The sequence below is a fragment of the Streptomyces yaizuensis genome, from assembly GCF_034961445.1.
Taxonomy (GTDB): Bacteria; Actinomycetota; Actinomycetes; order Streptomycetales; family Streptomycetaceae; genus Streptomyces; species Streptomyces yaizuensis.
The window spans coordinates 1-23,787 of the sequence record NZ_BSBI01000011.1; the positions used below are offsets into that span (position 1 = coordinate 1).

Annotated in this window: 23 protein-coding genes; 7 read left to right on the plus strand and 16 right to left on the minus strand. The window is 73.3% G+C overall.

Features of this window, described 5'->3' with window-relative positions; genetic code table 11:
- Positions 1-509 precede the first annotated feature (509 nt).
- Entirely contained in the window at positions 510-2,093 is a 1,584-nt protein-coding gene (locus SYYSPA8_RS24260; protein WP_323449428.1) for a hypothetical protein, read from the plus strand.
- 25 nt (positions 2,094-2,118) lie between these two features.
- Here the strand turns inward: SYYSPA8_RS24260 and SYYSPA8_RS24265 are convergent, their stop codons facing one another.
- From SYYSPA8_RS24265 to SYYSPA8_RS24290, 6 genes are all read right to left on the minus strand, one after another.
- The gene (locus tag SYYSPA8_RS24265) at positions 2,119-3,288 is read right to left on the minus strand and encodes an alanine racemase (RefSeq protein ID WP_323449429.1); all 1,170 of its coding nucleotides are present in this window, start codon (positions 3,286-3,288) and stop codon (positions 2,119-2,121) included.
- A 9-nt stretch (positions 3,289-3,297) separates the two neighbouring features.
- Positions 3,298-4,431, minus strand: a complete 1,134-nt coding sequence (locus tag SYYSPA8_RS24270; RefSeq protein WP_323449430.1) for an aminotransferase class V-fold PLP-dependent enzyme — start codon at positions 4,429-4,431, stop codon at positions 3,298-3,300.
- The gene (locus SYYSPA8_RS24275) at positions 4,428-5,432 is read right to left on the minus strand and encodes a phosphotriesterase family protein (protein WP_323449431.1); all 1,005 of its coding nucleotides are present in this window, start codon (positions 5,430-5,432) and stop codon (positions 4,428-4,430) included. The genes SYYSPA8_RS24270 and SYYSPA8_RS24275 overlap by 4 nt, the downstream gene beginning before the upstream one ends.
- Before the next feature lie 56 nt (positions 5,433-5,488).
- Positions 5,489-6,808 carry a YhfT family protein gene (locus tag SYYSPA8_RS24280; protein ID WP_323449432.1) on the minus strand — a complete coding sequence of 440 codons (1,320 nt, stop codon included), beginning with the start codon at positions 6,806-6,808 and terminating at the stop codon, positions 5,489-5,491.
- A gap of 152 nt (positions 6,809-6,960) precedes the next feature.
- The gene (locus SYYSPA8_RS24285; protein ID WP_323449433.1) at positions 6,961-7,317 is read right to left on the minus strand and encodes a DUF2620 family protein; all 357 of its coding nucleotides are present in this window, start codon (positions 7,315-7,317) and stop codon (positions 6,961-6,963) included.
- 44 nt (positions 7,318-7,361) lie between these two features.
- Complete coding sequence (locus SYYSPA8_RS24290; RefSeq protein WP_323449434.1) at positions 7,362-7,736, minus strand: transcriptional antiterminator; 375 nt, start codon at positions 7,734-7,736, stop codon at positions 7,362-7,364.
- A 237-nt stretch (positions 7,737-7,973) separates the two neighbouring features.
- Here SYYSPA8_RS24290 and SYYSPA8_RS24295 point away from each other — a divergent pair, with 237 nt between their 5' ends.
- Positions 7,974-8,180 carry a hypothetical protein gene (locus tag SYYSPA8_RS24295; RefSeq protein WP_323449435.1) on the plus strand — a complete coding sequence of 69 codons (207 nt, stop codon included), beginning with the start codon at positions 7,974-7,976 and terminating at the stop codon, positions 8,178-8,180.
- A 104-nt stretch (positions 8,181-8,284) separates the two neighbouring features.
- Here SYYSPA8_RS24295 and SYYSPA8_RS24300 read toward each other — a convergent pair whose 3' ends face one another.
- The 3 genes from SYYSPA8_RS24300 to SYYSPA8_RS24310 form a co-directional block, all read right to left on the minus strand.
- Complete coding sequence (locus SYYSPA8_RS24300) at positions 8,285-9,862, minus strand: DUF2637 domain-containing protein (RefSeq protein ID WP_323449436.1); 1,578 nt, start codon at positions 9,860-9,862, stop codon at positions 8,285-8,287.
- Positions 9,863-9,933: 71 nt separating this feature from the next.
- The gene (locus SYYSPA8_RS24305) at positions 9,934-10,689 is read right to left on the minus strand and encodes a DUF3558 domain-containing protein (RefSeq protein ID WP_323449437.1); all 756 of its coding nucleotides are present in this window, start codon (positions 10,687-10,689) and stop codon (positions 9,934-9,936) included.
- A gap of 182 nt (positions 10,690-10,871) precedes the next feature.
- Positions 10,872-11,801: a hypothetical protein gene (locus SYYSPA8_RS24310; RefSeq protein ID WP_323449438.1), complete on the minus strand. Its 930-nt coding sequence runs from the start codon at positions 11,799-11,801 to the stop codon at positions 10,872-10,874.
- Between the two features lie 183 nt (positions 11,802-11,984).
- Between SYYSPA8_RS24310 and SYYSPA8_RS24315 the strand changes: the two genes are divergently transcribed.
- On the plus strand, positions 11,985-13,190 hold the full coding sequence (locus tag SYYSPA8_RS24315; RefSeq protein ID WP_323449439.1) for an RtcB family protein: 1,206 nt from the start codon (positions 11,985-11,987) through the stop codon (positions 13,188-13,190).
- A 99-nt stretch (positions 13,191-13,289) separates the two neighbouring features.
- Here the strand turns inward: SYYSPA8_RS24315 and SYYSPA8_RS24320 are convergent, their stop codons facing one another.
- Both SYYSPA8_RS24320 and SYYSPA8_RS24325 read right to left on the minus strand, forming a co-directional pair.
- Entirely contained in the window at positions 13,290-14,057 is a 768-nt protein-coding gene (locus SYYSPA8_RS24320) for an SDR family oxidoreductase (RefSeq protein ID WP_323449440.1), read from the minus strand.
- 234 nt (positions 14,058-14,291) lie between these two features.
- Positions 14,292-14,627, minus strand: a complete 336-nt coding sequence (locus SYYSPA8_RS24325) for a YnfA family protein (protein ID WP_323449441.1) — start codon at positions 14,625-14,627, stop codon at positions 14,292-14,294.
- A gap of 87 nt (positions 14,628-14,714) precedes the next feature.
- Between SYYSPA8_RS24325 and SYYSPA8_RS24330 the strand changes: the two genes are divergently transcribed.
- On the plus strand, positions 14,715-15,194 hold the full coding sequence (locus tag SYYSPA8_RS24330; RefSeq protein WP_323449442.1) for a hypothetical protein: 480 nt from the start codon (positions 14,715-14,717) through the stop codon (positions 15,192-15,194).
- Positions 15,195-15,202: 8 nt separating this feature from the next.
- On the opposite strand, the gene SYYSPA8_RS24335 is transcribed toward SYYSPA8_RS24330, so the two are convergent.
- On the minus strand, positions 15,203-16,627 hold the full coding sequence (locus SYYSPA8_RS24335) for an FAD-dependent monooxygenase (protein WP_323449443.1): 1,425 nt from the start codon (positions 16,625-16,627) through the stop codon (positions 15,203-15,205).
- A gap of 358 nt (positions 16,628-16,985) precedes the next feature.
- Between SYYSPA8_RS24335 and SYYSPA8_RS24340 the strand changes: the two genes are divergently transcribed.
- Positions 16,986-17,327, plus strand: a complete 342-nt coding sequence (locus SYYSPA8_RS24340) for a hypothetical protein (RefSeq protein WP_323449444.1) — start codon at positions 16,986-16,988, stop codon at positions 17,325-17,327.
- A gap of 354 nt (positions 17,328-17,681) precedes the next feature.
- Here SYYSPA8_RS24340 and SYYSPA8_RS24345 read toward each other — a convergent pair whose 3' ends face one another.
- The 4 genes from SYYSPA8_RS24345 to SYYSPA8_RS24360 form a co-directional block, all read right to left on the minus strand.
- Positions 17,682-18,788: a helix-turn-helix domain-containing protein gene (locus SYYSPA8_RS24345; RefSeq protein ID WP_323449706.1), complete on the minus strand. Its 1,107-nt coding sequence runs from the start codon at positions 18,786-18,788 to the stop codon at positions 17,682-17,684.
- Between the two features lie 486 nt (positions 18,789-19,274).
- Positions 19,275-20,012: a Mut7-C RNAse domain-containing protein gene (locus SYYSPA8_RS24350; RefSeq protein ID WP_323449445.1), complete on the minus strand. Its 738-nt coding sequence runs from the start codon at positions 20,010-20,012 to the stop codon at positions 19,275-19,277.
- A gap of 31 nt (positions 20,013-20,043) precedes the next feature.
- Entirely contained in the window at positions 20,044-20,622 is a 579-nt protein-coding gene (locus tag SYYSPA8_RS24355; RefSeq protein ID WP_323449446.1) for a GNAT family N-acetyltransferase, read from the minus strand.
- A gap of 91 nt (positions 20,623-20,713) precedes the next feature.
- Positions 20,714-21,271, minus strand: a complete 558-nt coding sequence (locus tag SYYSPA8_RS24360; protein WP_323449447.1) for a hypothetical protein — start codon at positions 21,269-21,271, stop codon at positions 20,714-20,716.
- Between the two features lie 273 nt (positions 21,272-21,544).
- On the opposite strand from SYYSPA8_RS24360, the gene hemL reads away from it, so the two are divergent.
- A complete protein-coding gene (gene hemL, locus SYYSPA8_RS24365; protein ID WP_323449448.1) occupies positions 21,545-22,852 on the plus strand; it encodes a glutamate-1-semialdehyde 2,1-aminomutase in 1,308 nt (435 codons plus the stop codon).
- Positions 22,849-23,661 (plus strand): histidine phosphatase family protein, encoded by an 813-nt coding sequence (locus SYYSPA8_RS24370; protein ID WP_323449449.1) that lies wholly within the window; start codon positions 22,849-22,851, stop codon positions 23,659-23,661. The genes hemL and SYYSPA8_RS24370 overlap by 4 nt, the downstream gene beginning before the upstream one ends.
- The last annotated feature ends 126 nt before the right edge of the window (positions 23,662-23,787 follow it).

Sequence of the window (23,787 nt, forward strand, 5' to 3'; positions counted from 1 at the left end):
CCGCGCCTCAAACGCCGGCGAGGCTGAATTTTGCGCGGGTCAACGTCGGCGAGGCTGGGATTTGTGCGGGTCGACCCGGCCCGGGTAGTGGTGCGGGTTGGTGGTGGCCTCCGGGCTCACCTCCTCGGGGTCGGCGGACCGAAGGCCTACGGTCAACGCACGCCGGACTTACCGCCGATCCCCTGCGGGGGCGACCCTGCACCCCCCACCCACGAAGCCAGCCAAGGCGACCGGTACCCCGAGCCGGGGGAAAAGAAGGGTGCGGGACCCCGTACCGACACGGGCCGGGCAGGGTCGGGCCCCGGACGAGCGCCACGTACACGTACCGACGCGGGTCGGGCAGCGCGAGGCCGCACACGTCCGCGTGCGGGTCGGCGGTACCCCGGGTGGGGGAAAGCGGCGCCGAGGGGACCGTTTCGGGAGCAGGGTCCCCCACCTTGTGCGGTGGGCGTGATCCACTGTGGTCGTCTTATCCGACCGGGGGGCTCTCCGAGTGAAGGAGGCGCGCGGTGCGGACTCTGCGCGGACTGCGGGCCCTGGCGCTCTCCCTGTTGCCGGCCGCCGCCCTGCTCACCGGCCCCCCGGCCGCCGCCGCGGACGGGACCGGGACCCCGGGCCCGGCGGTGCGCCGGCTGCCCCTGGCGGACGGGGCCTTCGGGCTGACCGTCACGGACCACCGGGCCGCCGCCGACGAGCTGATCCGGACCCGGCTGACCCGGCGGGCGGGCCTCGCCGAGGTCGTCGGTACCGAGCTGGCGGCCGACTCCCGGGGCCGCCCCGACCCCTGGCTGGGGCTGCGCCGCATGCGGGCGTGCGCCGGACGGGAGAATCTGGCGCTGCCGCCGGTGGGGCGCCGGGCCGCGTGGTGCTGGGATGCGGCCCACGGGGACGACACCACCATGGAGTGGCTGCCGCAGGGCATGAGCACCACCGGGATGGCCGACGCCGGTGACGGCGCCATCCAGAATCGTTTCGCCATCGCCGTGGCCTGGCACTACGAGAACCCCGGCCGTTCCGCCGCCGGCTGCCGGACCCACAATCTGCTCCGGCTCACCCTCATCGACCACACCACCCGCCGCTACCGGCACGTCCTCCTCGTCGAACCCACCGCGAAGGGCGAGGCCGGCCAGGGGCCCGGCTTCCGGTTCGTCACCGGGCACGGCGGCGGGGTGGTCTGGTACGGGAACCACCTCTATGTCACCGACACCGTCAACGGGCTGCGGGTGTTCGACCTCGGCCGGATGGCGAAGGTCGACACGTACGGCTCCGGGGTGACGACGTACGGCGTCGGCGCGGACGGCCGGTCCAGCGCCTGCGGCTACCCCTATGTCGTGCCGCAGACGCACACGTACCGCCAGAGCGTCCCCGTCCCGGCGGGCGGCTGCGGGGCCCGGGGCGTCGGCGGCCGGCCCGCCGCCCGGGCGCTGTGCTTCTCGTGGCTGTCGCTGGACCGCACCGGCGCCCGGACGGCGGCGGGCGGCACAGGCGGCCCCGGGCCCTACCGGCTCGTCGTCGGCGAGTGGTACGGCGCGGCGCGCGGCGCCCGGGTGGTCCGCTACCGGCTCAACCCGATCGGTGCACCGGCCGCACCCGGCGGCCCCGGGCTGCTCGCCCTCTCCGGCGGGCGGACCGTGGTCGAGGACGCCTACAGCGCCGACCGGTACACCGGCCTCCAGGGCGGCATGACCTGGACCGATGCCGGAGGTGTCCTCAACTTCGCCTTCCACAAGGGCTGCGAGACCCTACCGAACATCTTCTCCCGCACCTGGCTGGGGGACACCCGCCCCACCCTCACCACCACCTGCCAGACCCGGGACCGCAGCCCGGACGGCATCCTTCCGCGCGGCAACTGGGCGGCGGGCACCGTCCAGGCCCTCAGCCACTGGCCCCGGCGCGGCGCGCTCCCCGTGGACGAGCTGTGGGGGCTGACGGAGAAGGTGTGCCCGCCGTGGTCCGGCACCCGGCCGGACGCGGTCCGTACGCCGCTGGATCCCCGGGACGCCTGCGCCGGTCACTTCCGCAGCGGGCCGCTGTCGCTGCGTACCGTTTTCGCCGTCGGCTTCTCGGACCCCCGGGTGCAGGGCCTGCACTGAAACCGGCCTGTCTGAAATTGGCCGGTCACAGGGGGCGGCCCCGCGCGTCGTACAGCCCGGTCAGCCGCCCCCGCCCGGTGGACAGGCCCGCGAGGACCGCCACCGTGGAACGGGTGACGAACATCTGGGTGCGGAACGCCAGCAGCGCCGTGTCCCCGGTCCTGGCCGTGCCCGGCGGCGCGGGCACGGCCAGCGGCCGGTGGTAGTCGATGTGCCCGGCCGCCGCCCCCGCCACCGGCAGCCGGACCCCGCTGCGGGGCAGCAGCGCGGAGGCCACCCGTGAGCGTGCGTAGAAACCGCCCCCGAAGAGCGCCGGACGCCCATCCGGGAGGGTGTGCGCCACCTCCGTGACGTACACGTACGCGGGGGTCTCCGGCTGCCCGGGATCGGTCGCGTGCAGCGGGGTGGTGCCCGTGAGCGCGTGCCCCGGCTCGCCGTGGGTGGCCCCGGCGGCGGCCAGCAGCGGCAGGGTCGCGGCGCAGGTGACGCCGGGGGCGCTCAGCAGCAGCCCCCGGTGGCCGCGCGCGGCGAGCAGGTCCACGGCGGCGCGGGCGTGCGCCAGGCCCGGGGTCGCGGCCGGCTGTCCCGTGGCCGGATCCGCGCGCAGACAGGGGAAGGCGGTGACGCCCGCGATCCGTACCCCGGGGAGCCGTTCCGCGTCCGCCGCGAACTCCGCGAGCCCGGTGAGCGGTACGCCGCCCTCCTGCCCCGGATGGCCGGTCCCCGGCGGGCTCTCCAGGCGTACGAGGACATCCTGCGTGTACCCGGCGCGGCGGGCGGCCCGGCCGACCGCACGCGCGTTGGCCAGGTCGTACACCGTGACCGCCGTCGGGCGCAGGGCGAGGAGTTCCGGCAGGGCACGAACAGGGACGGGCACGAGATGGCCGAGATTGCCCGGCCGGGATCCAACGGCGGCCGCGTGGACCGCGCGGGCGTCGGCGGCGTCGATCGCGGCGTACCGGGGGATGTGCCGGGCGATCGCCCGGATCGCCTCCGGGTTGCGGCCGAGCTGCTTGACGACGAACCACAGGCTGAGTCCGTGCCGGTGGGCCGCCGCCGCGAGCAGGGCCGCGTTGGCGTCGACGGCGTCCAGGTCCAGGACGTAGGTGTCCGGCGGGATCCGGCCACGGCGGTGCAGGACGGCGGCGGCCCGCAGCAGCGCCGGGTTGCGGGCGAGGACCGTGTCGAGGAACACCGGTGCCCCTCAGCGCCCGGGGTCGAGCGCGGCGACGGCCCGCCGGATCATGTCGACCACCAGATCCGCGCCGGCCCGCATCGGGTTCACCCGGACCGCCCAGTCGGCGAGGCCCGGCTCGTCCTCCAGGGAGGACCCGGAGAGCCGGTAGACCAGCGGGGCGATCTCGTACCGGGAGTTGGCCCCCACCGGGTGCGGCGCCGCGCCCAGCCGCGCGGCGGCGGCGGGCAGCTCCCGGGCGATCGGCCGCTCCAGCCGCAGCAGCAGACAGCGGTCCTGCGCGTTGGCGACGGCGACCTCCGCGACCCCCGGCGCCTCGCCCGCCGCCAGCCGGTCCGCGACCTCCTGCGTCACCTGTGACTGGATGGACCACATGACGGGTACGTGGGTGAGCGCCCGCAGCGCGTCCAGCGCCTGGTGGCCCTGGACCTGGCCGCCGCCGGAGTAGTTGTCGGACCGGATCCGCGCGACGAGGTCACGGGCGCCGACGACCACCCCCACCCCCTCCGGCCCGTGCAGCTTGAACAGCGAGAAGCAGGACGCGTCGGCACCCAGCTCGACCCCGCAGGCGGGGACCCGCAGCGCCGCGTAGTTGTCGTCGACGACTGTGCGGACCCCGGCGGCCCGGCAGGCGGCGACGACCGCGCCGGTGTCGTACGCGTCACCGAGCCGCTGCCGGGTGTGCTGGATGTACGCCCAGCGCACCGAGGGCAGGGCGGCGGCGAGCGCCCCCGGGTCGTTGAAGTCGGCCTCGACGGTCCGGACCGCCATGCCGACGAGGGTGGTCCGGGTGGTGGGGTAGAGCGGGGCGCGGTGCACCAGCAGCGGCGCGGTGCTCCAGGCCGCCGGGCGGATCCCGGCGGCCTGGAGCGCGGCCCGGATGGCCCCGGTGCCGGCGCCCTGGACGAGGGCCGCGTCCTCGGCCCCGAAGAAGTCGGCGAGCACCGCCTCCACCTTCGCGGTCGTCCGGGGGCGCCCGGGGCCCGGCACGACGCCGGCGTCCGCCGTGAACAGCTCCTGCCCCTCGAAGTGCGTGGCGGTGCACTCCAGCAGCCGGAACTGGCGGTCGACGGCGTCCTGGAGCGGGACGGTGGGGAGCGGATGGGTCCGGGGGAGGGACGGGGGAGCGGCGGTTTCGGTCATCGGCTGTCCTCCGGGCGGGGATGAGGGCGGGGGTGCGGGCGGGGGCGGGGCCGCCGGGGCCCCGGGTCGGCGCCCGTGAGCAGGCGCAGCGGGTTGCGGCGGGTCAGCAGGTCGATCAGGTCGGCCCCGGCCCCGGCGGCGCGCAGCCGGGGCAGGAAGGAGCGGAAGAGATGTCCGTAACCGGGTCCGCCCTCGGACCAGAGATAGCGGTGGCGGGAGATGTCGCAGCTGAGGAGCGCCCGTTCGGCGTGTCCCGCGTCCAGGAGGGCGAGCAGCAGCCGCAGCCGTACGGTGTCGCTCTGATAGTGCTCCTTGCCGACGGTGTCGAAGGCGATGTACGCGCCCTCGGCGGCCAGCTCCCGGTGGGTGGCGGGGGAGTCCAGCAGGTCCTGGTGGCCGATGCTGATCCGGTCGGGGGCCAGGCCCTCGCGGGTGAGCAGCGCGAGCTGGGCGGGCCCGCCCCGGCCGAGGTGGGCGTGGGTGGCGACGGGCAGCCCGGTGGCGAGGGCGGCGCGGGCGGCGGCGCGCAGCACCCGGGCCTCGGGTCCGGTGGGGGTGTCGCCGTGGCTGCCGACCTCGCCGATGATCCCCGGGACGACGCCGTCCACGCCGTCGGTGATCTCGGTGAGCAGGACGTCCGTCAGCCGCTCCACCGTGCTGCCGTTCACCTCGGGCGGGTGGAAGGGCTCGTAGTACCAGCCGGTGGCGGCGACCACGGCGACCCCGGACGCCCGGGAGATCCGTACCAGGGCGGCCGGGTCCCGGCCCATGCCCCGGCAGGTCAGTTCGGTCACCAGGCTCAGCCCGGTCTCCTCGCGCAGCGCCGCCAGCTCGGCCGCGACGGCCGGGGCGTGCCGCGCGGCCAGGACCGCCGCGCCCTCCCCCGTACGGTCCAGGTCCAGGGCCAGATGCTCGTGGGGCAGGACCGGGCCGGTCAGGTCGGTGACGGGGACGGGGCCCGTGACGGTGGTGACGCGGGCCGCTGGGGCGCTGCTGTCCATGGCGGTCTCCGGATCGGAAACGACGGGGAGTACGCGGGTACGGGTACGGGTACGGGTCAGGCGGCCGGCGGCGTGAACAGGCCGAGCCAGTGCAGCAGGTTGAGGAGTATCCCGCCGGCGATGACGGCGGCCGGCGCCGCGGCCATCCGGACCAGCGGCCGGCCCATGGCCTCGTTCAGGAGGTAGAGGCCGCCGACGATCAGGATCCCCAGCCCGCCGCCCATGGCGTTCGCGGCCATCAGGGAGCCGAAGAGGATCGCGAGCAGCAGCGTCTCGGTGATCGCGGCGCGCAGGTGCTCCGAGGAGTCCCGTACGGTCGGCAGCCGCCCCAGGAGCCGGCCGATCGCCGACAGGGCCAGCACCTCGGCGGTGAGGACGGCGGCCCCGGCGGCGGCCGCGAGCAGCGGGCCCGGCATCAGATAGCCCAGCGGGTAGACGAAGGTGAAGCCCGCGATCGCGTACGCGCCGGAGGCGAGCGCGGTGGTGGCGATCAGCGGCAGGAAGCCGAAGGCGCGGTAGAAGTCGACCTGGGCGGCCTCGGTGTGCTCGCCCTTGGCGATCAGGAAGCTGGTGGCCTCGCCGCCGCCGAAGGCATGGCTCTGGGCGAGGACGGCGACGCCCGCGCCGAGCAGGGCGAAGAGCGGGAGGAAGCGCCGCAGCCGGGCCGCGCTGGCGCCGAAGAGCGAGGCCACCGGGGAGGCGGCGGTTTCCCCGGCTGCTGTGTCGCGGCTCTGGCGCAGATCGCGGGCGAGGGCGAGGCCGATGAGCAGCAGCACACCCGCCGCCATGGCGAGCGCCCCGGCGAACATTTTCGGCCATAGCTCCATGGTGGCGACGACCAGCGCGAGTTCCAGCACCCCCGCCGCCGCGCCCCAGGCCCGGCCGAACTGCCGGACGATCGCGAGCACCGGGAAGAGGGTGAAGAGGAAGAGGATCGGCGTCGACATCTGCTGCATCGCGGTGAGGAAGTCGACGGGCAGATCGTGGGCCAGGGCGTTCGCCCCGGACAGGCCGAAGACGACCACCGCCCCCCAGCCGGCGCCGAGGAGCAGGGCGAGCGCGCGGGTCGGGGCGAGGAGGCCGAGGACGTCGGTGGGGAGGAAGAGCAGCCACGGGTTGAGCACGCCGGTGGAGAGGGCCATCGGGGCGCCGAGGCCGAAGACGAAGCCCGCCGAGAGGCCGAAGGCGACGGCGGCGGTCGCGTTGCGGGTGGTCCTGCCGTGGATGAAGTCGAGGAGGAAGGGGCGGACGCCGTCGTTGAAGACGGCGAAGGCGAGATGGGCGACGAGGGCGGTCAGGGCGCAGAGGCCGATCACCGTCCACTGCTGGTACGCGGAGAACTCCAGGCCGGCGGCGAGGGGGAGGGGGAGGCGCACGGGTCACTCCTGTCACTCCTGAGGACCGGGGGTACGGGGGTACGGGTACGCGTATACGGGTACGGGTACGGGTCGCCGCTGCGGCGACGGCTCGGGCCAGGGCTCCGGCCAGGGCGCGGGCGCGGGACCCCGGCGCGGGCTCCGGCGCCGGCTCAGGCGTGGGCGGCCGCGATGGCGCGGGCGATGGTCGGCGCCACGGCCCCGATCCGGTCCACGGAGAAGCCGAAGACCTTCGTCCCGCCGGCCACCAGCGCGCCGACCTCGTCCGCCGTGGGCACCGAGCGGCCGAACGTGTGGCAACTCTCCCGCCCCAGCAGCCCCACGAGCACCCCGAGGGAGGCCCCGGCGCCCGTGTGGCAGCTCCCCAGGTAGTAGGCGGCCCGGCCGGGGCCGAGCAGGGCGGCGGCCTCCAGATCGCTGGAGACGGTGATCTCGACGCCGTCGAGGGCGAGGGCGCGCAGGGTGTCGGCGGTCTCCACCTTGCCGATGCCGCCGGTGAGGATCCTCATGGGGCTCCGTCCTGGAGAGTCGGGTCGTGGTCGTCTTTCGAGGCTCAGGCAGTGGGGCGGTGGGCCAGCACGGCGAGGTGCAGCCCGAGGAAACGGATCTCGGCGTCGGGCAGCGCGGCACCCAGCGCCGCCTCCGCGCGGGCGGCCAGCGCGCGGGCCTGCTCCAGCGCCCGTGGCCGGCCGGTCAGTTCCGCCGCGATCTCCTCGTCGGCGGCGGAAGCGGTGATCGGTTCACCGTCCAGCAGCCGGGTGAGCGCCAGCATCAGATGGCTCGTCAGCACTCCGGCGGTGGTCTCGGTGACGGTCCGGCCCTCGTCCGCGAGGGCGGTCAGCTCGGCGGTGACAAAATCGGCCACTTCGGGCCGTACCCGTCCGCCCGCCCGGAACAGCCGGATGCGCTCCGCGAGTCGGTCATCCATGGGGAACCTCCCGGTCCGGACAGTAAACCGGATTCCCGCCGCCGGACGGGGTCGGCCGCCGTCCCGGTGTGGCGGAATCGCCCCGGTGCGCCGCCGGTGCACGCCCCGGGGGCCTGTCGGGCGCGTGCGGACCGGTCCCGGGACCGGCCGGAGGAGTGGGGACTGCATCCTTCGGCCCACCCGGGGTTCCCCCCTGGGCAGGAGGCGGAGCGCGGCCCCGCGCGGGATGGTGGGGACATGAAGGACGAGATCATTCTGACCATCGGCTGGGTCACCGCGATCCAGGGCGGCCTGGGCGCGGCGGGCCGGCACTTCGGCGACGGGCCCTGGGGGCTGCTGCACCGCTGGTGGGACGTGCCCACCACCGGCTATCTCGCGATCCTGCTGGTGGGCGCGGTCCTGGCGGTGGCCGGGGAGAGCGCCAAGAGGCGCGCGCGGGCCTGACGAGGGGCCTGGCGGGGGCCTGCTGGGCGCCCCGCCATCACCCTCCGGCACTGCCTGTCCCGCCCGTACTGCCCGTACCGCTTGTCCCGCCCGTACCGGCGCCGTCAGGCGATGTGCTCGTCCATCAGCTCGGCCTGAAAACGCTCCTTGAAGGAGGGCATCGCCTGGCGCAGCAGCGCCGCGCTCCCGGCGTGGGTGACGCCGTGGACGTCGGAGAGGTGGATGTCGAGCTGCTCGACCTTGGGGTAGTCGCCGAGTTCCTGCGCGAGCTGGACGAAGACCGGGTAGGCGGCCTCGACGAACTCCTCCTCCTGCTCCTTGCGCTCCCGGCGCAGCACCCGCTTGGACGGCCGGGCGACCGGCTCGGGCGCGGGCTCCGGGGCGACAGGGGCCTCGGGCACGGCGACGGGCTCGACGACCTCCGGCAGCTGCTCCTGGACACCTGCGGCCGCGGCTTCGGCCGCCTCGAAGGCGGGGTCGTACCCGCCCTCGTACGTCTTCTGCTGGGGCTCCGCGAACCAGGGGTTGCCGGGGGCCTGCCCCGGCCGGCCCGGGCCCGCGTGGGGGCCGCGCCGGTCGCCCTGCGGGTCGCCGGGCTCGTCGGGGAAGTCCGGGTGCTCCTCGTACGGGTGCTCCTCGTACGGGGGCTCCGGCCACTCCTCCTCCGGCCAGCGCTCCTCCGCCCAGCTCTCCTCCGGCCAGTGCTCCTCGGGCCACAGCTCCTCGTACGCGGGCTCCTGCCTCTGCCGCGGTGCCTGCTCCTGCTCCTGCTCCGGCCTCTGCCGCGGTGCCTGCTTCTGGAGCTGTACGGGCCCCCGCGCATCCGGTACGGCGGGCTCGGCCCGCTCCGGCGCGGGCGGCAGCTCCGGCTGCTGGCCGGGGCCCTGCGCCCCCTGCGGCAACTCGGCCGGAAGCTCCCGTACCGCCGGCTGGACCGCCGGGACGGGCGGGACGGGCGGGGCGGGCGGCTCCGGCGCGGGCGGCAGCAGCACCGGATCGACGCCCGCCGCCGCGAGACCCGCGGGCGCCGTCTGCGCGAGCGGCACCCCGAACTTGGCCAGCCGCAGCGGCATCATCGCCTCCACCGGCGCCTTGCGCCGCCAGCCGCGCCCGTACCGCCCCTGGAGCCGGGCCCGGTAGACCAGCCGCTCCTGCTCCAGCTTGATGACCTGTTCGTAGCTGCGCAGCTCCCACAGCTTCATCCGGCGCCAGAGCTTGAAGGTGGGTATGGGCGAGAGCAGCCAGCGGGTGATCCGCACCCCGTCCATGTGCTTGTCGGCGGTGATGTCCGCGATCCGGCCCACCGCGTGCCGGGCGGCCTCGACGGTGACGACGAACAGCACCGGGATCACCGCGTGCATGCCCACGCCCAGCGGGTCCGGCCAGGAGGCCGCGCCGTTGAACGCGATCGTCGCCACCGTCAGCAGCCAGGCCGTCTGACGGAGCATCGGGAAGGGTATGCGCATCCAGGTGAGCAGCAGATCGAGCGCGAGCAGCACACAGATGCCCGCGTCGATGCCGATCGGGAAGACGACGGCGAAGTCGCCGAAGCCCTTCTTCTCGGCCAGCTCCCGCACCGCCGCGTACGACCCGGCGAAGCCGATCCCGGCGATGATCACCGCGCCGGTCACGACCACGCCGATGAGTATCCGGTGGGTGCGTGTCAGCTGCATGGCGGCCATACGCGACCCCCTCCCCTGTCGTAACGCGTGCACCAGGGCTGAACGCGTGTTCCTTTGTCGCCAGGGGCAGGCTACTTGTTGGCGCCCGGGAGCGAAGCGACAGCCTCCTTGGCGGCGCCTACGGCGTCCTGGGTGAGGTCCGCGACGGTCGGGGGCTTGGCGCCCGCGTAACCGGTGCCGTTGTAGGTCAGGCTGACGACGACGTTCTCCACCCGGCTGACGACGGTGACGTAGGCGAAGTCCTCGCCGGTCTTGCGCAGCTGGTAGGTGATGGTGGACGCTTCGTCGCCGACGCCCTTGAGGGGGGCGGTCGCCAGCTTCTTCGCGCCTTCGGTGGCCTTGGCCTTGGCCAGTTCGCGCTGGTACGTCTCGCCGGCGCGCGCGGCTCCGCTCTCGCCGAGCGCGGTCTCGGAGTCGTAGCGCTGGTAGGAGAGGTCGAGCCAGCGGTACTGCGAGCCCTTCACCCCGTTGTCGTCCAGGCCGTTCCAGGAGCAGCCCGCGCGGCTCATGGTGTCGGAGGTGCGGCTGGGGGTGCCGTTCTTCTTCTTGGCCGAGGGGACCAGCTTCTTGACGGTCTTCTCCGGCATCGACTTGCAGGCGGCGGGGAGCTTCGCGAACTTCGCGGGCTCGACCTCGGGGGACTTGCTCGCCTCCGGGGTCTCCAGGGCGGTGCCCGAACCGTCGCCCTGGGTCGAATCGCCCGTCTTCGCCGGGGATTCGGACTTCTTCCCGGAGTCGGAGTCGGATGAGCAACCGGAGACGACGAGCATCACCGGGACGACTGCGCAGGCGAGTACGCGGGCGAGCCGCGGGGCTGTACGGTGCATGGTTCCTTCGGTTTCGTCGGTCGTGCGCGCTCCGGCCGGCCGGGGCGGTGGTCGATGGCGGGCACGGTGGCCCGCCGGGGGCCACGCCCGGGGCCCGGCCACCGACACCGTACGCGCCGGGGACGGCCGGGCGAAGGCGGTCCCGGAACCGGACGGCCCCGGACCGGTGGCGGCGGGGCCGGTCAGTCGCCGACCTCGCCGACCAGTACCTCGGCCAGGTTCCTGGCTCTGTCCTGGAGTTCCTTGCTGTCGGGGACGTCGGTGACCCGGGCCGCCTGCTCGCGGTAGACCACGGTCGCGACGACGTTCGATGTGCGGAACACCACGCTCACGGTACGGCTCGGGGCGGTCGACCCGCCGCCGCCCGTGCTCCGTACGTCGTTGAGGAAGGCGGCGTCCCCGAGGTCGTCGAGAACGCGCGGCTCCAGTGCGGCGCCGTCCTCCCCGTCCGAGCCGGTGCCGTCCGGGTCCGGGGTGCCGCCGGTGCCCTCGTCGCCCGTGGAGCCCGTGGCGCCCGTGGAAGCGGAGGACGAACCGGACGGCGAGCCGACGGTTGTCATCGAGGACTGCCCGGTGGACGGGGCGGTCCCGGTGGCGGCCCCGGTCGCGGAGCCCGGGAGCGCGGCGGACTGCTTGCGCGCGTACACCTCCTGGGCCCGGTCGTTGTCGCTGACCTCGGGGTCGTACGACACCACCCGCTCGAAGTCGAGCGTGAGGGTGTGGACGGCGCCGCCGGTGGACTCGGCCCGCCAGGAGCAGCCGACCCGGCGCTCGGTGTCGAAGGTGCCGGTGGCCTCGCCGCGCAGCCGCTGCCGCTGCTGGTCCTCGGGCAGCTCCGCGAGGCCGGGCAGCATCTTCCGCAGGGTGGAGTTGTCGACGGCGCCGCAGGGTTCGAGGAGGGTGCGGAACTTGCCCGGCTGGGCGACCGCCGTGCCGGTGCCCGGCTTGGCGTCGGCGGCGGACCCCTCGTCGGGCGAGCCGGCCGTGCAGCCGGTCGCCACCGCCCCGGCGACCACCGCGATCAGCGCGGCCGCCAGCGCGGGCGCCAGGGCCCGCTGGTTCCCTCGGGACCCCCGGCCTTCGCGGCGGGTCGCGTACCCCAGTCGCTGCACGGTTCCAGGCTCCCTTCGGGCGGAAAAAGCGTTTGCCGGGCGACGGCGCCCGATGGACACAATGTCTACCGCACGCACCGCTGTGCCTGCCGGTCCGCTGAGTCTTTCGCTGGCCTTGGCACCTGTTTTTACGATCTGCGGATTTTATGAGTTCGGTCAGGGTATCGGGGGAATCGGGGAAGTATGTCGTACGTAGAGGTGCCGGGGGCGCAGGTACCGATCCGGATGTGGACGGATCCGGCCTCGGTCGAGCAGCAGGCGATGCAGCAGCTGCACAACGTGTCCACGCTGCCGTGGGTCCGGGGCCTCGCCGTGATGCCGGACGTCCACTTCGGCAAGGGCGCCACCGTCGGCTCGGTGATCGCCATGGAGGGCGCGGTCTGCCCGGCGGCGGTCGGCGTCGACATCGGCTGCGGCATGTCCGCCGTGAAGACCTCGCTCACCGCGAACGACCTGCCCGGTGACCTCTCCCGGCTGCGCATCCGCATCGAGGAGGCGATCCCCGTCGGCCGGGGCATGCACCCGGAGGCCGTGGACCCCGCGCGGATCTTCGGCTTCTCCGCCGTCGCGGGCAGTGGCCGCTGGGACGACTTCTGGGCCCGCTTCGACACGGTCGCCGACGCGGTGAAGTTCCGCCGCGAGCGGGCCGCCCAGCAGATGGGCACCCTCGGCGGCGGCAACCACTTCGTGGAGCTGTGCCTGGACGAGACCGGCGCCGTCTGGCTGATGCTGCACTCCGGCTCCCGCAACATCGGCAACGCGCTGGCCGAGCACCACATGGGCATCGCCCAGGGCCTCCCGCACAACCAGGGCATCATCGACCGTGACCTCGCCGTCTTCGTCGCGGAGACCCCGCAGATGGAGGCGTACCGGAACGATCTCTACTGGGCCCAGGAGTACGCCCAGCACAACCGGGCGATCATGATGGGGCTCTTCCAGGAGGTCATCCGGCGGGACTTCCGCAGGGCGAAGGTCACCTTCGACCGGGTCATCTCGTGCCACCACAACTACGTCTCCGAGGAGCGGTACGAGGGGATGGACCTCCTGGTCACCCGGAAGGGCGCGATCCGGGCCGGCAGCGGCGACTACGGGATCATCCCGGGCTCCATGGGCACCGGCTCGTACATCGTGCGCGGCCTGGGCAACGAGAAGTCCTTCAACTCGGCCTCCCACGGCGCGGGCCGCCGGATGAGCCGGATGCAGGCGAAGAAGCGGTTCTCGATCCGCGATCTGGAGGAGCAGACCAGGGGCGTCGAGTGCCGCAAGGACTTCGGGGTCGTGGACGAGATCCCGGCCGCGTACAAGCCGATCGAGCAGGTCATCGATCAGCAGCGGGATCTGGTCCGGGTGGTCGCCAAGCTCAAGCAGGTCATCTGCGTGAAGGGCTGACGCGGCCCCGGGGACGGGGGAGATACGGGGGAGTACGGGGGAGGGCGCCCCGGACCGGTGTGGTGCCGGTCCGGGGCGCTCCCGCGTACCCGCTGGGGATCAGAGCTCCCGGTGCACCTTGGTGTTGGACGCCTGGGCGCGCGGGCGCAGCACCAGCAGGTCGACATTGACATGGGCGGGGCGGGTCACCGCCCAGGCGACGGTCTCCGCGACGTCCCGCGCGGTCAGCGGCTCGGCCACGCCCGCGTAGACCTTCGCCGCCTTCTCGGTGTCGCCCCGGAACCGGGTGGTGGCGAACTCCTCCGTCCGCACCATCCCGGGCGCGATCTCGATCACCCGGACCGGGGTGCCGACGATCTCCAGCCGCAGGGTCTTGGCGAGGACGTGGGCGCCGTGCTTGGCGGCGGCGTAACCGGCCCCGCCCTCGTAGGTGTCGAGGCCCGCCGTGGAGCTGATCACGACGACCGTCCCGGCGCCGCTCGCGGTGAGGGCGGGCAGCAGGGCCTGGGTGACATGCAGGGTGCCGATGACGTTGACCTCGTACATCCGCTGCCAGTCGGCGGGGTCGCCGGTGGCGACGGTCTCGGCGCCGAGCGCGCCCCCGGCGTTGTTGACGAGGACGTCGCAGCGGTCGAGGGAGGCGGCGAGGGCGTCGACCGCCGCACGGTCGGTGACATCGAGGACGTGGGCCCTGGCCCGGTGGCCCGCCGAGGTCAGCTCGTCGGCGAGGGCCCGGATCCGGTCCTCCCGGCGGGCGGTGAGCACCACCTCGTACCCGGCGGCGGCCAGCTCCCGCGCGGTGGCGGCCCCGATGCCGCTGCTGGCTCCGGTGACGACGGCGACGGGGGTACCGGCGGCGGTGGTCATGTCATCGCTCCTCAGGAATCCTGGCGGTGCCCGGGGCCGGTCCCGGCGGGCGCCCAGAGCCGTGCGGGGCCCGGATGACCAGGCCCGGCGGCCAGCATAGGCGGGCCGGGGGAAGCGCCGTCGGGGGCGGGGCCGGGGGCCGCGCGGGTGCGCTGCCGGGTACGGGGTCGGCGGCCCGGGGGAGCGCTGCCGGGTACGGGACTGCCGGGTACGTCGTACTGCCGGGTAAGGGCTTCAGCGGCCCCGGGGCGCGTACATGATCAGGGCCATGCCCAGCAGGCAGACCAGTGCGCCGATCACGTCCCAGCGGTCGGGGCGGTACCCGTCGGCGACCATGCCCCAGGCGATCGAGCCGGCGACGAAGACCCCGCCGTACGCGGCGAGGATCCGGCCGAACTCGCCGTCGGGCTGGAGGGTGGCGACGAAGCCGTATGCGCCGAGCGCGATGACGCCCGCGCCGATCCAGATCCACCCCCGGTGTTCGCGGAACCCCTGCCAGACGAGCCAGGCGCCACCGATCTCGAAGAGGGCGGCGACGAGGAAGAGGGCGGCGGAGCGGAGCACGAGCATGGCCCCCACCCTGCCATGGGCGCGGTGGGACGCGCCGGTTTGTTGGATTGTCAGGTTACGAAGCGGGCAAAAGGTATCTTCTGCACCATGGCTGTGATGCACAGGACCCTGCTCGCCACCTGCGCGGGTGTGGTGATGGTGGCCGGCACCGGGGCCGTGAACGCGGGCGCCGGCATGGTCGCGCCCAAGGCCGACCTCGCCCACCACGGGCGGGCCTCGCTCTCCCAGGGGCGCCTGGCCGTCTCCGTCGAGACCGAGAGCCGCGGCCCGGCGAAGCTGGAGAACGCCACCGTACGGCTCGACTTCTCGGTGCCCCTGGCGGGTGCCGGGGAACTGTCCCCCTCCTGCCTGTGGAGCGGCGACACGACCGTCCTGTGCGCCACCGGACCCCTGCGGGCGGGGGCCGCCGGCCGCAGGACCGTGATCGACCTGCGCGCCGACGGCACCCCCGACGAGCTGGTGATGACCGTACGGACACACTGGAACGGCGGCGCCGTGGACCCGGAACCCGGGAACAACGAGCACGAGGTGCTGGTCACGGCCACCGGGGCGGCCTACGTCTTCTGACCCCCTGTTCACTCGCGGTTCGCGGCCCAGGCGATATAGCCGTCCGGCCGGATCAGCAGCGAACGGCGCTGCTCCCCGGCCCAGTGCGCCCGCAGCGCGTCCGCCGGGGCGGGTGCGTCCGGCGGGGTGTGGCCGGGGGGCGCCACCAGCACGAAACGGCCCTGCCGCAGCAACTCGTACAGCCGCCCCTCCGTCAGCCGCAGATCCGGGGCGCGCTTCCCCGTCAGCGGATGGGAGCCCCGGGGACGCCGGTAGGAGATCCCGACCCCGGATACCTGGCCCACCGCCTGGCCCATCGCCGGAGGCAGCACGGTCAGCGCCCTGGCCGCGAGCCTCCGCACCGCCCGCCGGGCCCGGGAGTCGGCCATCACCACCCGGATCAGCAGACCACTGGAGCGGATCACCATCCGGCCCACCGGATACCGCTCCGCGTGATAACTGTCGAGCAGCCCCTCGGGGTCGGGCGCCCGGCCCCGCACCACGGCCGCCAGCTTCCAGGACAGGTTCGCCGCGTCCTGGAGCCCGGTGTTCATGCCCTGCCCACCGGCCGGCGAGTGCACATGGGCCGCGTCCCCCGCCAGCAGCACCCGCCCCCTGCGGTACGCGGGAACCTGCCGCTCGTCGCTCCGCAGCCGGGACAGCCACCGGGCCTCGCCCACCCCGGGATCGAAGCCGAGCGCCCGCCGGGTCACGTCCCGCACCTCCGCGAGATCCAGCGGATCGTCCGGCTCCGCCGTGCTGTGGGCGTCCCAGGCGATGATCCGGTGCCAGCCGTCCCCGAACGGGACGACCAGCGCGACCGCGTCATCGCCCTCGTTGCCCGAGATCGGGCTGTCCGGCGGATCCGTCAGCCGGACATCCGCGAGCACCATGGAACGGATCACCGCGTGCCCCGGGAAGGGCATCCCCAGCGCCTCCCGGACCGTACTGCGCACCCCGTCCGCGCCGACCGCGTAACGGGCACGCAGCTCGACGGGCGCACCATCGGCGCCCTCGGCCCGGGCGGTGACCCCGCCGGCGGACTGTTCGAGCCCCACCAGCCGCGTCCCGTACCGGAACTCCACCCCGGCGTCCCGGGCCCGGCGCTCCAGCAGCCGTTCCACCTCGTACTGCGGCGTGATCAGCACAAACGGGAAACGGGTCCGTGTACGCAGCGCGGACATCCGCAGGGTGAACTCCCGGAAGAACCGCAACCGGTCCACCGGGGTCCCCGTGGCGACCAGCTCATCGGCGAGCCCCCGCGCGTCCATCACCTCCAGACTGCGCGCGTGCACGGCGAACGCCCGCGTCAGATTGCTGACCCCGGCCGCCCGCCGCTCGACCAGCACGGTCCGCACCCCGGCGGCGGCGAGATCCCCGGCGAGCAGCAGCCCGGTGGGTCCGGCGCCGACGACGAGCACGTCGGTGGTGGTATCGGGCTCGCTGTCGCTCATGACTGCCTCCTGGCTTCAGCCTGGGCGGCCGACGGCGCCCTGGCAATCCCGTACGCCGATGATGGCCCGTGCGCACCCGTTCTCCACCGCGCGGTGATATCGCTCGTTCGGGTGGGTCGGGCGGCGGACGGCCGTTCGGGACGTGGGGTCGGGAGTAGTTGTACGACCATGGCACTCGGAGACCGTCATCAGAAGAAGGACGTGGAGGCCGCCCTCAGGCGCGCGGAGGCGGCAGGGCTGAAGGTGAAGCACGACAAGGCCAAGCACCGCTGGGGGCTTGTGATCTGCTGCCCATGCCAAGCGCAAGTGGGTGTTTCGTGCACCCCGAAGAGCCCCAGCGAAGAGGCGAGGAAGGTTGATGAGTTCGTCAAGAAGCACCGAAGCTGTGTCTGAGCCGGCTGCACGCACTCACCCCGCATGGCACTTCCATCTCGTCCTGGACGAGCCGCTGACCCCGGAGCAGTCGGACACCCTGGACGGGCTCGACCGCTTCCACGAGGGGGGGATCGGGCTCGTCCAGACGCCAGAGAGGCACTACTTTCTGTGCGTGGTCCGGGCTGCCACTCTCACCGAAGCGATTGCCGACACCCTGGCTCGCTTCGAGGACTTCCCGGGAGTCCTTGTGCGAAGCGTGGAGCTGGACGAGATCGCACTCGACTCCAATGGCATGGCGACGGCGGCGGTGCTCCCGGTGCCGTAGCTCCCATCCGCGTGACGGTGCGGGTGGTTTGTCGGGGACCAGTCCCCGAACCCCTGCGCCTCAATCTCCCCCAGACTTCGTCCGGGGGGACCCCCAAGGGGCTGGTTTTGTGCGGGTGGTCCCGGCCTCGGGGTGGTGGTGCGGGTTGGCGGGGCCTCCGGGCTCACCTCCTCGGGGTCGGCGAGTGCACTCACCAGGTTGAGTGCGGGCCTGCCTCCGCCGATCCCCTGCGGGGGCGACCCTGCACCCCCACCCACGCAGCAAGCGAAGCCGGACCGTACCCCCGCCGGGGAAAATGAAGGGTGCGGGCACCTGTTTCGACGCGGGCCGCCCGGACTCGCCGGGATTTCCCTTTCAGGAGCGCTCCACCTCGGCCATGAGCATGCGCAGGGTGAGGGAGTGCTTTTCCGGCGGCAGGGCGGCGAGGGCCGACTTTGCGTGGGCGACTCCGCCGGTCACGTCGCCGGAGCGGGCCAGCATGAGCCCTCGATGCATCTCCAGGTGAGTGGAGAATCGCGGCAGTTCGGTGGGCAGTTCATTTCTTGCCGCTTCCTGTGCGGTAACTGCTGTGCTCTCATCGCCCAGCCTTGCCGCGAGCAACGAGATGAACACGTTGAGCCGCCACCAGGGCACCGCGTAGTCGCTGGTCTGCTCCTGGGAACCGGACCTGTCGAATACATGGCGACCGCGTTCCAGGAGACTTCTCGCTGTGGCCGCATCGCCTCGGATCGCCGCTGAATGCGCTTTCCCGAAAATTGCGTTCAGGAGGCCGAGCGATGGCCGATCGCTGATGGCCATGGCCTGATCGGCCAGTGCATCGGCAATGCTCAGGGATGCCCCTTCGTAGCCTAGGGCAATAGCCGCTCGTCCTCGAACCCAAACCCGTGTTCCGTCGTCACCGGAACGGTCCGCCGCCTCTGCCGCCATGCGGTACCAGTGGACCGCCTGCGAACCATCGGAACCGGGAAATGTCTTGGCGTAGAGCGTCATCAGCCGGGCGGCCACCGACCAGAGGCGTGGCTCGTCCAACTGCTGCTGAACGATGACGAGTTCATGGGAAGCCCGTCGCTGAATGTCCTCGGCGCCAAGGCTCATGTACTCCGATCCGTACCTGAGCAGCTTGGCTTCCCACGCGTCGGCGGATGGTCCGCCTGAAAGGCGGGCGGCGAATCCGGTGTTGAGGAGATCGGAGGTGACGACCGGGGCTATGGCTACACCGGCAATATCCGTGAGAAGGGTGCGTCGCTTCACTTCATTCTCCAGAACAGCTAGGGGTACGTCCAGAACGGCGGACAGGCACCGGAGGTAGTACGCCTCCGGAGCGACTTTGGAACGCTCCCAGCGGCTCACGTACTCCCGATCAAGGTTCGTTCCAAAGGCGTCGTTGACAGCAGACGCCAGCCGTCCCTGGCTCCAGCCTCGGTCGGTACGCAGATCCCTGATCAGTGCCCCGATCGTCATAACCTCATCATGCCCCTCCATCTGGACCATCGGTTGACCGATGCAATGGGGTGACATCAAGGAAAAGCAGGGCAGCAGGCGGCCGAACACCTGCATCAGGCCGAGGGGGCGACATGAACAGCCTCCGTGCGCGAGCGGCCCTCGGCCCCGGTCGCCACTCCGTTCCCCCGCACAGGCGACCGGGGTCACCCCTTCTTCCCTCCCGGCGGGGGTACCGACCACCCCGCACCGGCTTCGTGGGCGGGGGTGCAGGGTCGCCCCCGCAGGGGATCGGCGGAGGCCGACCCGCACAGAACCTCGTGAGTACGCTCGCCGACCCCGAGGAGGTGAGCCCGGAGGCCCCGCCAACCCGCACCACCACCCGGTCCCGGGCCGACCCGCACAAAAATCAGCCTCGTGGGGGTCCCCCCGGACGGAGTCTGGGGGAGATTGAGGCGCAGGGGTTCGGGGACTGGTCCCCGACAACGGACCCGCACCCCACACCCGTCACACGGTCGTACGACCGAACTCCGCCACCGCCGCCGCCACAATCGCCTCCAGCCGCGCATGGTGCGCCCCCCGCCAGTACACCCTCTCGCACACGACGCACTGCGCGAACACGTCGTACGTCCGCTCGGTCCCCGCCTCCAGCAGCCCCTGGACCGCGTCCTTGTCGGCGTCCCGCAGCTCCCCGTTGCACGCGGTGCACCGGGTCCAGGGATCCAATGCCGGGGCGAAGCGCTCCAGGACATCGCGGAGCTGGGCGTCGGGCTTGTCGCTGTAGACGTACGCGCCCGCCCACAGTTCGCGGCGGCGCAGGAGTCCCCGGTCGCGGGAGAGCAGGACCCGCCGGTCGCGGGCGGAGTACGCGGCGAGGGCGGGGTCGCCGATGTCCTCGCTCTCGTACGCGGCGTCGACGCCGAGGAGGCGCAGGCGGCGGGCGAGGGTGCCGAGGTGGACGTCGAGGAGGAAGCGCAGGGGGGCGCCGGGGACGCGCTGGGGGCGTTCCACGGCGGACACCTCGACGCGTTCCCCGGCGTGCGGGATGTGGGAGACGGTCACCGGGCGGCCGTCGGCGAGGAGGCGGCCCGCCTCGGTGAGGGGGACGCCCAGGGATTCGACGGCGTGGCCGAGGGTGGAGACGCCATCGGTGACCAGGGTGGCCCCGGTGTCCGCCCGGTATGCGGAGGGGACGAAAAGGCGCAGCTCAGGGGCGACGCTGAGGTGGATCTCGGGTCTGTTCACGCGGTCAGCATCGCACCGGGCGGCGCCGAAATCACCCGGGTTCCCCGAGGGAGGCGGCCGGGCCGCCGGCCGGGTCCCCGGGGCCGGGGTGGAGGTCGAACCGCCAGTCGTTGGAGAGGTGGAAGGAGCCCTTCGGGAAGTCCACCTCGACCTGGCCGAGGAGGGTGAAGCCGGCCTTGCGGCAGACGGCGTTCGACGCGGCGTTGCCGACGCGGGGGAAGGCGTGGAGGTGGCGGTGGCGCCCCTGGGCGCGGGCCCGTTCGATCACGGCCCGGGCGGCGGCGCCGGCGATGCCCCGGCCCTGGAAGGCGGGGAGCACGCTCCACCCCGTCTCGTACGCTGGGGCCTCGTCGCCCCGGTCCCAGTAGCCGATCAGGCCGGCGGAGTCGCCCTCGGGGGTGACCACGCGGTACATCCGGCCGTCGGCTTCGGCGTCGGGGACGGCGCTCAGGCCGACGTAGCGCTGATGGCGCCGGAGGACCTTCTCCTCGGTCTCCGGGCCGCCGAGGTGGGCCATCATCCCGGGGGCGTTGGCCGCGTGCAGCAGGGCGAGATCGTCCGGGCCCCAGGGCACGAGACGGACGGCGGGCGGGGTGCTCGTGTTCTCCATGGCGGCACCCTAGGAGGCGGCTCTGACAACCGCCCGGGACCTGTGCGTATCCCGGGCCCGGGGGAAACTCCGGGCCCGGGACTCCCTGGGGTCAGGGCCAGACCAGGCAGTACGGCTGGTGGCCCGCGTCGTGCAGCCGGTGGCTGAAGTCCTGCCACTCGTGCAGCAGCTGGTAGACGTCGAAGGCGTTGCGCGGCCCGCCCCGGTCCGGCACGGTCGACCAGATGAAGGCGGCCGCGCCGACGGACTCCTCGCCGACGTCCCGCAGCGGGTCGACCACCGTCATCGGCAGCTTCACCACCGCGTAGTCGGGGTGGAGCACCACCAGCTCCAGCGGCGGCACCTTGTGCAGGGGCATGCCCTGGATGCCGGTGAGCACCATCGCGGCGATCGTCTCCGGCTTGATCTTGGTGAAGAGCCCGCCCATGCCCAGCTCGTCACCGCCCAGCTCCTCCGGGCGCATCGAGATCGGCACCCGGGCCGCCGTGGCCCCGTTGGGAGCGCCGAAGTACTTGTAGGTCACCCCCATGCGGGCGTTCCTGCCTCCCGTGGCACGGGCGTCCGCTTCGCCGCGCCGGTGCCTGCCCCGTCGGGCCGGCTCAGGACCCAGGTCGTCGGTCCCCTCGCCCAGTCCGCCACCGCGATACATATCTCCACCCGACCACTCGCAGCCCCCGCCGCGCAACCCGATCATCGTGTCAGTGACCTCCCCCGCCGGCGCCTGGTGAAACACCTGTCGGCGAGGAACACGGCGGCCTCTGACACCATGGATTCCGTGAGCCTTCCCTGTGTCGACCCAGTTTCGCAGATGCGAGGAGGCTGAAGCCGTTCCGTAATACGACGGGCCCGCTCTCTTCGCTCACCCGTGGCCGAGATCATCCGCCCCGGCCACCCGACACCCTCATCGCAGATCAGGACCAAAGTGGCGTATTCATACGAAGCCCCAGTCTCGCAAGCGCTCTTCGACCGTGCGTCCGTGGTGACGCCCGGCGGAGTCAACTCTCCCGTGCGGGCCTTCCGGGCCGTGGGCGGTACGCCCCGGTTCATGGTGTCCGGTACCGGTCCGTACCTCACTGACGCGGACGGACGTGAGTACGTCGACCTCGTCTGCTCGTGGGGGCCGATGATCCTCGGCCATGCGCACCCCGCCGTCCAGGAGGCCGTCCTGGCCGCCGTAGCCCGGGGTACCTCCTTCGGTACGCCCGGCGAGGGCGAGGTCGCGCTCGCCGAGGAGATCGTCGCCCGGGTCGCCCCGGTGGAGCAGGTGCGCCTGGTCTCCAGCGGCACCGAGGCGACCATGTCCGCGATCCGCCTCGCCCGGGGTTTCACCGGCCGGGCGAAGGTGATCAAGTTCGCGGGTTGCTACCACGGACATGTGGACGCGCTGCTCGCCGCCGCCGGTTCCGGTGTGGCGACCTTCGGGCTGCCCGACACCCCCGGGGTCACCGGCGCCCAGGCGGGCGAGACGGTCGTGCTCCCCTACAACGACCTGGACGCCGTGCGTGCCGCCTTCGCCGCGCACCCCGGTGAGATCGCCTGTGTGATCACCGAGGCCGCCCCCGGCAATATGGGTGTCGTCACCCCGCTGCCCGGCTTCAACCAGGGCCTGAAGGACCTGTGCGCGCGAAACGGCGCGCTCTTCATCTCCGACGAGGTGATGACCGGCTTCCGTACCAGCCGGTCCGGTTGGTACGGCGTGGAGGGCGTCGAGCCCGACCTGCTGACCTTCGGCAAGGTCATGGGCGGCGGCTTCCCGGCCGCCGCGTTCGGCGGGCGCGCGGACGTGATGGCGCACCTCGCCCCGGCGGGCCCCGTCTACCAGGCGGGCACCCTCTCCGGGAACCCGGTCGCCACCGCCGCGGGCCTCGCCCAGCTGCGGCTGCTCGACCAGGCCGCGTACGACACGGTCGACGCGGTCTCGCGGGAGATCCAGGGCCTGGTCACCGGCGCCCTGGCCAAGGAGGGCGTGGCCCACCGGATCCAGACGGCGAGCAACATGTTCTCCGTGTTCTTCACCCCCGACGAGGTGCGCGACTACGAGGACGCCAAGCAGCAGGAAGCGTTCCGCTTCAATGCGTTCTTCCACGCGATGCTCGCGGGCGGGGTCTATCTGCCGCCGTCGGCCTTCGAGTCCTGGTTCGTGTCGAGCGCCCACGACGCGCGGGCGATCGAGCGGATCGCCGCCGTGCTGCCCGCCGCCGCCCGTGCCGCCGCCGAGGCCGTGGCATGAGCACGGAGCAGACCCCGGGGCAGAACCGGGAGGAGACCGGGGCCGCCGTGGAGCGGGCCGGGGCCGAGGAGCGGACCGGGACCGTGGAGCGGGCCGCCGCGCCCGCCCCGGCCCGGCGCGACGAGCCGGCCGCCGCGCCCGTACGGACCGTCGTCCATCTGGTGCGCCACGGCGAGGTCGACAACCCCGAGGGCGTCCTCTACGGCCGACGCCCCGGCTACCACCTCTCCGAGCTGGGCCGCCGGATGGCCGACCGCGTCTCCGAGCACCTCGCCGGCCGGGACATCACGCATGTGGTGGCCTCCTCGCTGGAGCGCGCCCAGGAGACCGCCGCCCCCATCGCCGACACGCACGGCCTCTCCCTCGCGACCGACGACCGGCTGATCGAGGCGGGCAACGTCTTCGAGGGCAAGACCTTCGGCGTCGGCGACGGAGCCCTGCGCAGGCCCGGGAACTGGCGGCACCTGACCAACCCGTTCCGCCCGTCCTGGGGCGAGCCGTACCTCGACCAGGTGGCCCGGATGATGGCCGCGCTCGATACGGCCCGGTCCGCCGCCAGCGGCCACGAGGCCGTCTGCGTCAGCCACCAGCTGCCCATCTGGATCGTGCGCAGCTTCGTGGAGCGCCGCCGGCTCTGGCACGACCCGCGCCGCCGGCAGTGCACGCTCGCCTCGCTGACCACGTTCACCTTCGAGGACGACCGCATCGTGTCGGTCGGCTACGCGGAGCCCGCCCGCGATCTGGTGCCCCCGCATCTGCTCGCCGGGGCCAAGCCGGTGAAGGGCCAGTCCAAGGCGTTCGGCGCGTAGGTCCGGTCGCATCGCCCGCCGCCGTCGGCCATCACTTCGAGGGGTGGCCCGGCGCGCGGCGGGTGGACCGGGCCCGCCGGTTTTGGCACAGGGTCCCGCCGAATGCTTAGGGATGCCTGACAACGG

What these genes read in the sequence shown, in the direction of transcription:
- SYYSPA8_RS24285 (WP_323449433.1), bottom strand. Translation starts at nt 7,317, where the DNA reads ATGAGGATCCTCACCGGCGGCATCGGCAAGGTGGAGACCGCCGACACC.
- SYYSPA8_RS24325 (WP_323449441.1), bottom strand. Translation starts at nt 14,627, where the DNA reads ATGCTCGTGCTCCGCTCCGCCGCCCTCTTCCTCGTCGCCGCCCTCTTC.
- SYYSPA8_RS24295 (WP_323449435.1), top strand. Translation starts at nt 7,974, where the DNA reads ATGAAGGACGAGATCATTCTGACCATCGGCTGGGTCACCGCGATCCAG.
- SYYSPA8_RS24360 (WP_323449447.1), bottom strand. Translation starts at nt 21,271, where the DNA reads ATGTATCGCGGTGGCGGACTGGGCGAGGGGACCGACGACCTGGGTCCT.
- SYYSPA8_RS24270 (WP_323449430.1), bottom strand. Translation starts at nt 4,431, where the DNA reads ATGACCGAAACCGCCGCTCCCCCGTCCCTCCCCCGGACCCATCCGCTC.
- SYYSPA8_RS24330 (WP_323449442.1), top strand. Translation starts at nt 14,715, where the DNA reads ATGGCTGTGATGCACAGGACCCTGCTCGCCACCTGCGCGGGTGTGGTG.
- SYYSPA8_RS24305 (WP_323449437.1), bottom strand. Translation starts at nt 10,689, where the DNA reads ATGCACCGTACAGCCCCGCGGCTCGCCCGCGTACTCGCCTGCGCAGTC.
- SYYSPA8_RS24315 (WP_323449439.1), top strand. Translation starts at nt 11,985, where the DNA reads ATGTCGTACGTAGAGGTGCCGGGGGCGCAGGTACCGATCCGGATGTGG.
- SYYSPA8_RS24345 (WP_323449706.1), bottom strand. Translation starts at nt 18,788, where the DNA reads ATGACGATCGGGGCACTGATCAGGGATCTGCGTACCGACCGAGGCTGG.
- SYYSPA8_RS24300 (WP_323449436.1), bottom strand. Translation starts at nt 9,862, where the DNA reads ATGGCCGCCATGCAGCTGACACGCACCCACCGGATACTCATCGGCGTG.
- SYYSPA8_RS24335 (WP_323449443.1), bottom strand. Translation starts at nt 16,627, where the DNA reads ATGAGCGACAGCGAGCCCGATACCACCACCGACGTGCTCGTCGTCGGC.
- SYYSPA8_RS24340 (WP_323449444.1), top strand. Translation starts at nt 16,986, where the DNA reads ATGAGTTCGTCAAGAAGCACCGAAGCTGTGTCTGAGCCGGCTGCACGC.
- SYYSPA8_RS24370 (WP_323449449.1), top strand. Translation starts at nt 22,849, where the DNA reads ATGAGCACGGAGCAGACCCCGGGGCAGAACCGGGAGGAGACCGGGGCC.
- SYYSPA8_RS24320 (WP_323449440.1), bottom strand. Translation starts at nt 14,057, where the DNA reads ATGACCACCGCCGCCGGTACCCCCGTCGCCGTCGTCACCGGAGCCAGC.
- SYYSPA8_RS24290 (WP_323449434.1), bottom strand. Translation starts at nt 7,736, where the DNA reads ATGGATGACCGACTCGCGGAGCGCATCCGGCTGTTCCGGGCGGGCGGA.
- SYYSPA8_RS24275 (WP_323449431.1), bottom strand. Translation starts at nt 5,432, where the DNA reads ATGGACAGCAGCGCCCCAGCGGCCCGCGTCACCACCGTCACGGGCCCC.
- SYYSPA8_RS24355 (WP_323449446.1), bottom strand. Translation starts at nt 20,622, where the DNA reads ATGGAGAACACGAGCACCCCGCCCGCCGTCCGTCTCGTGCCCTGGGGC.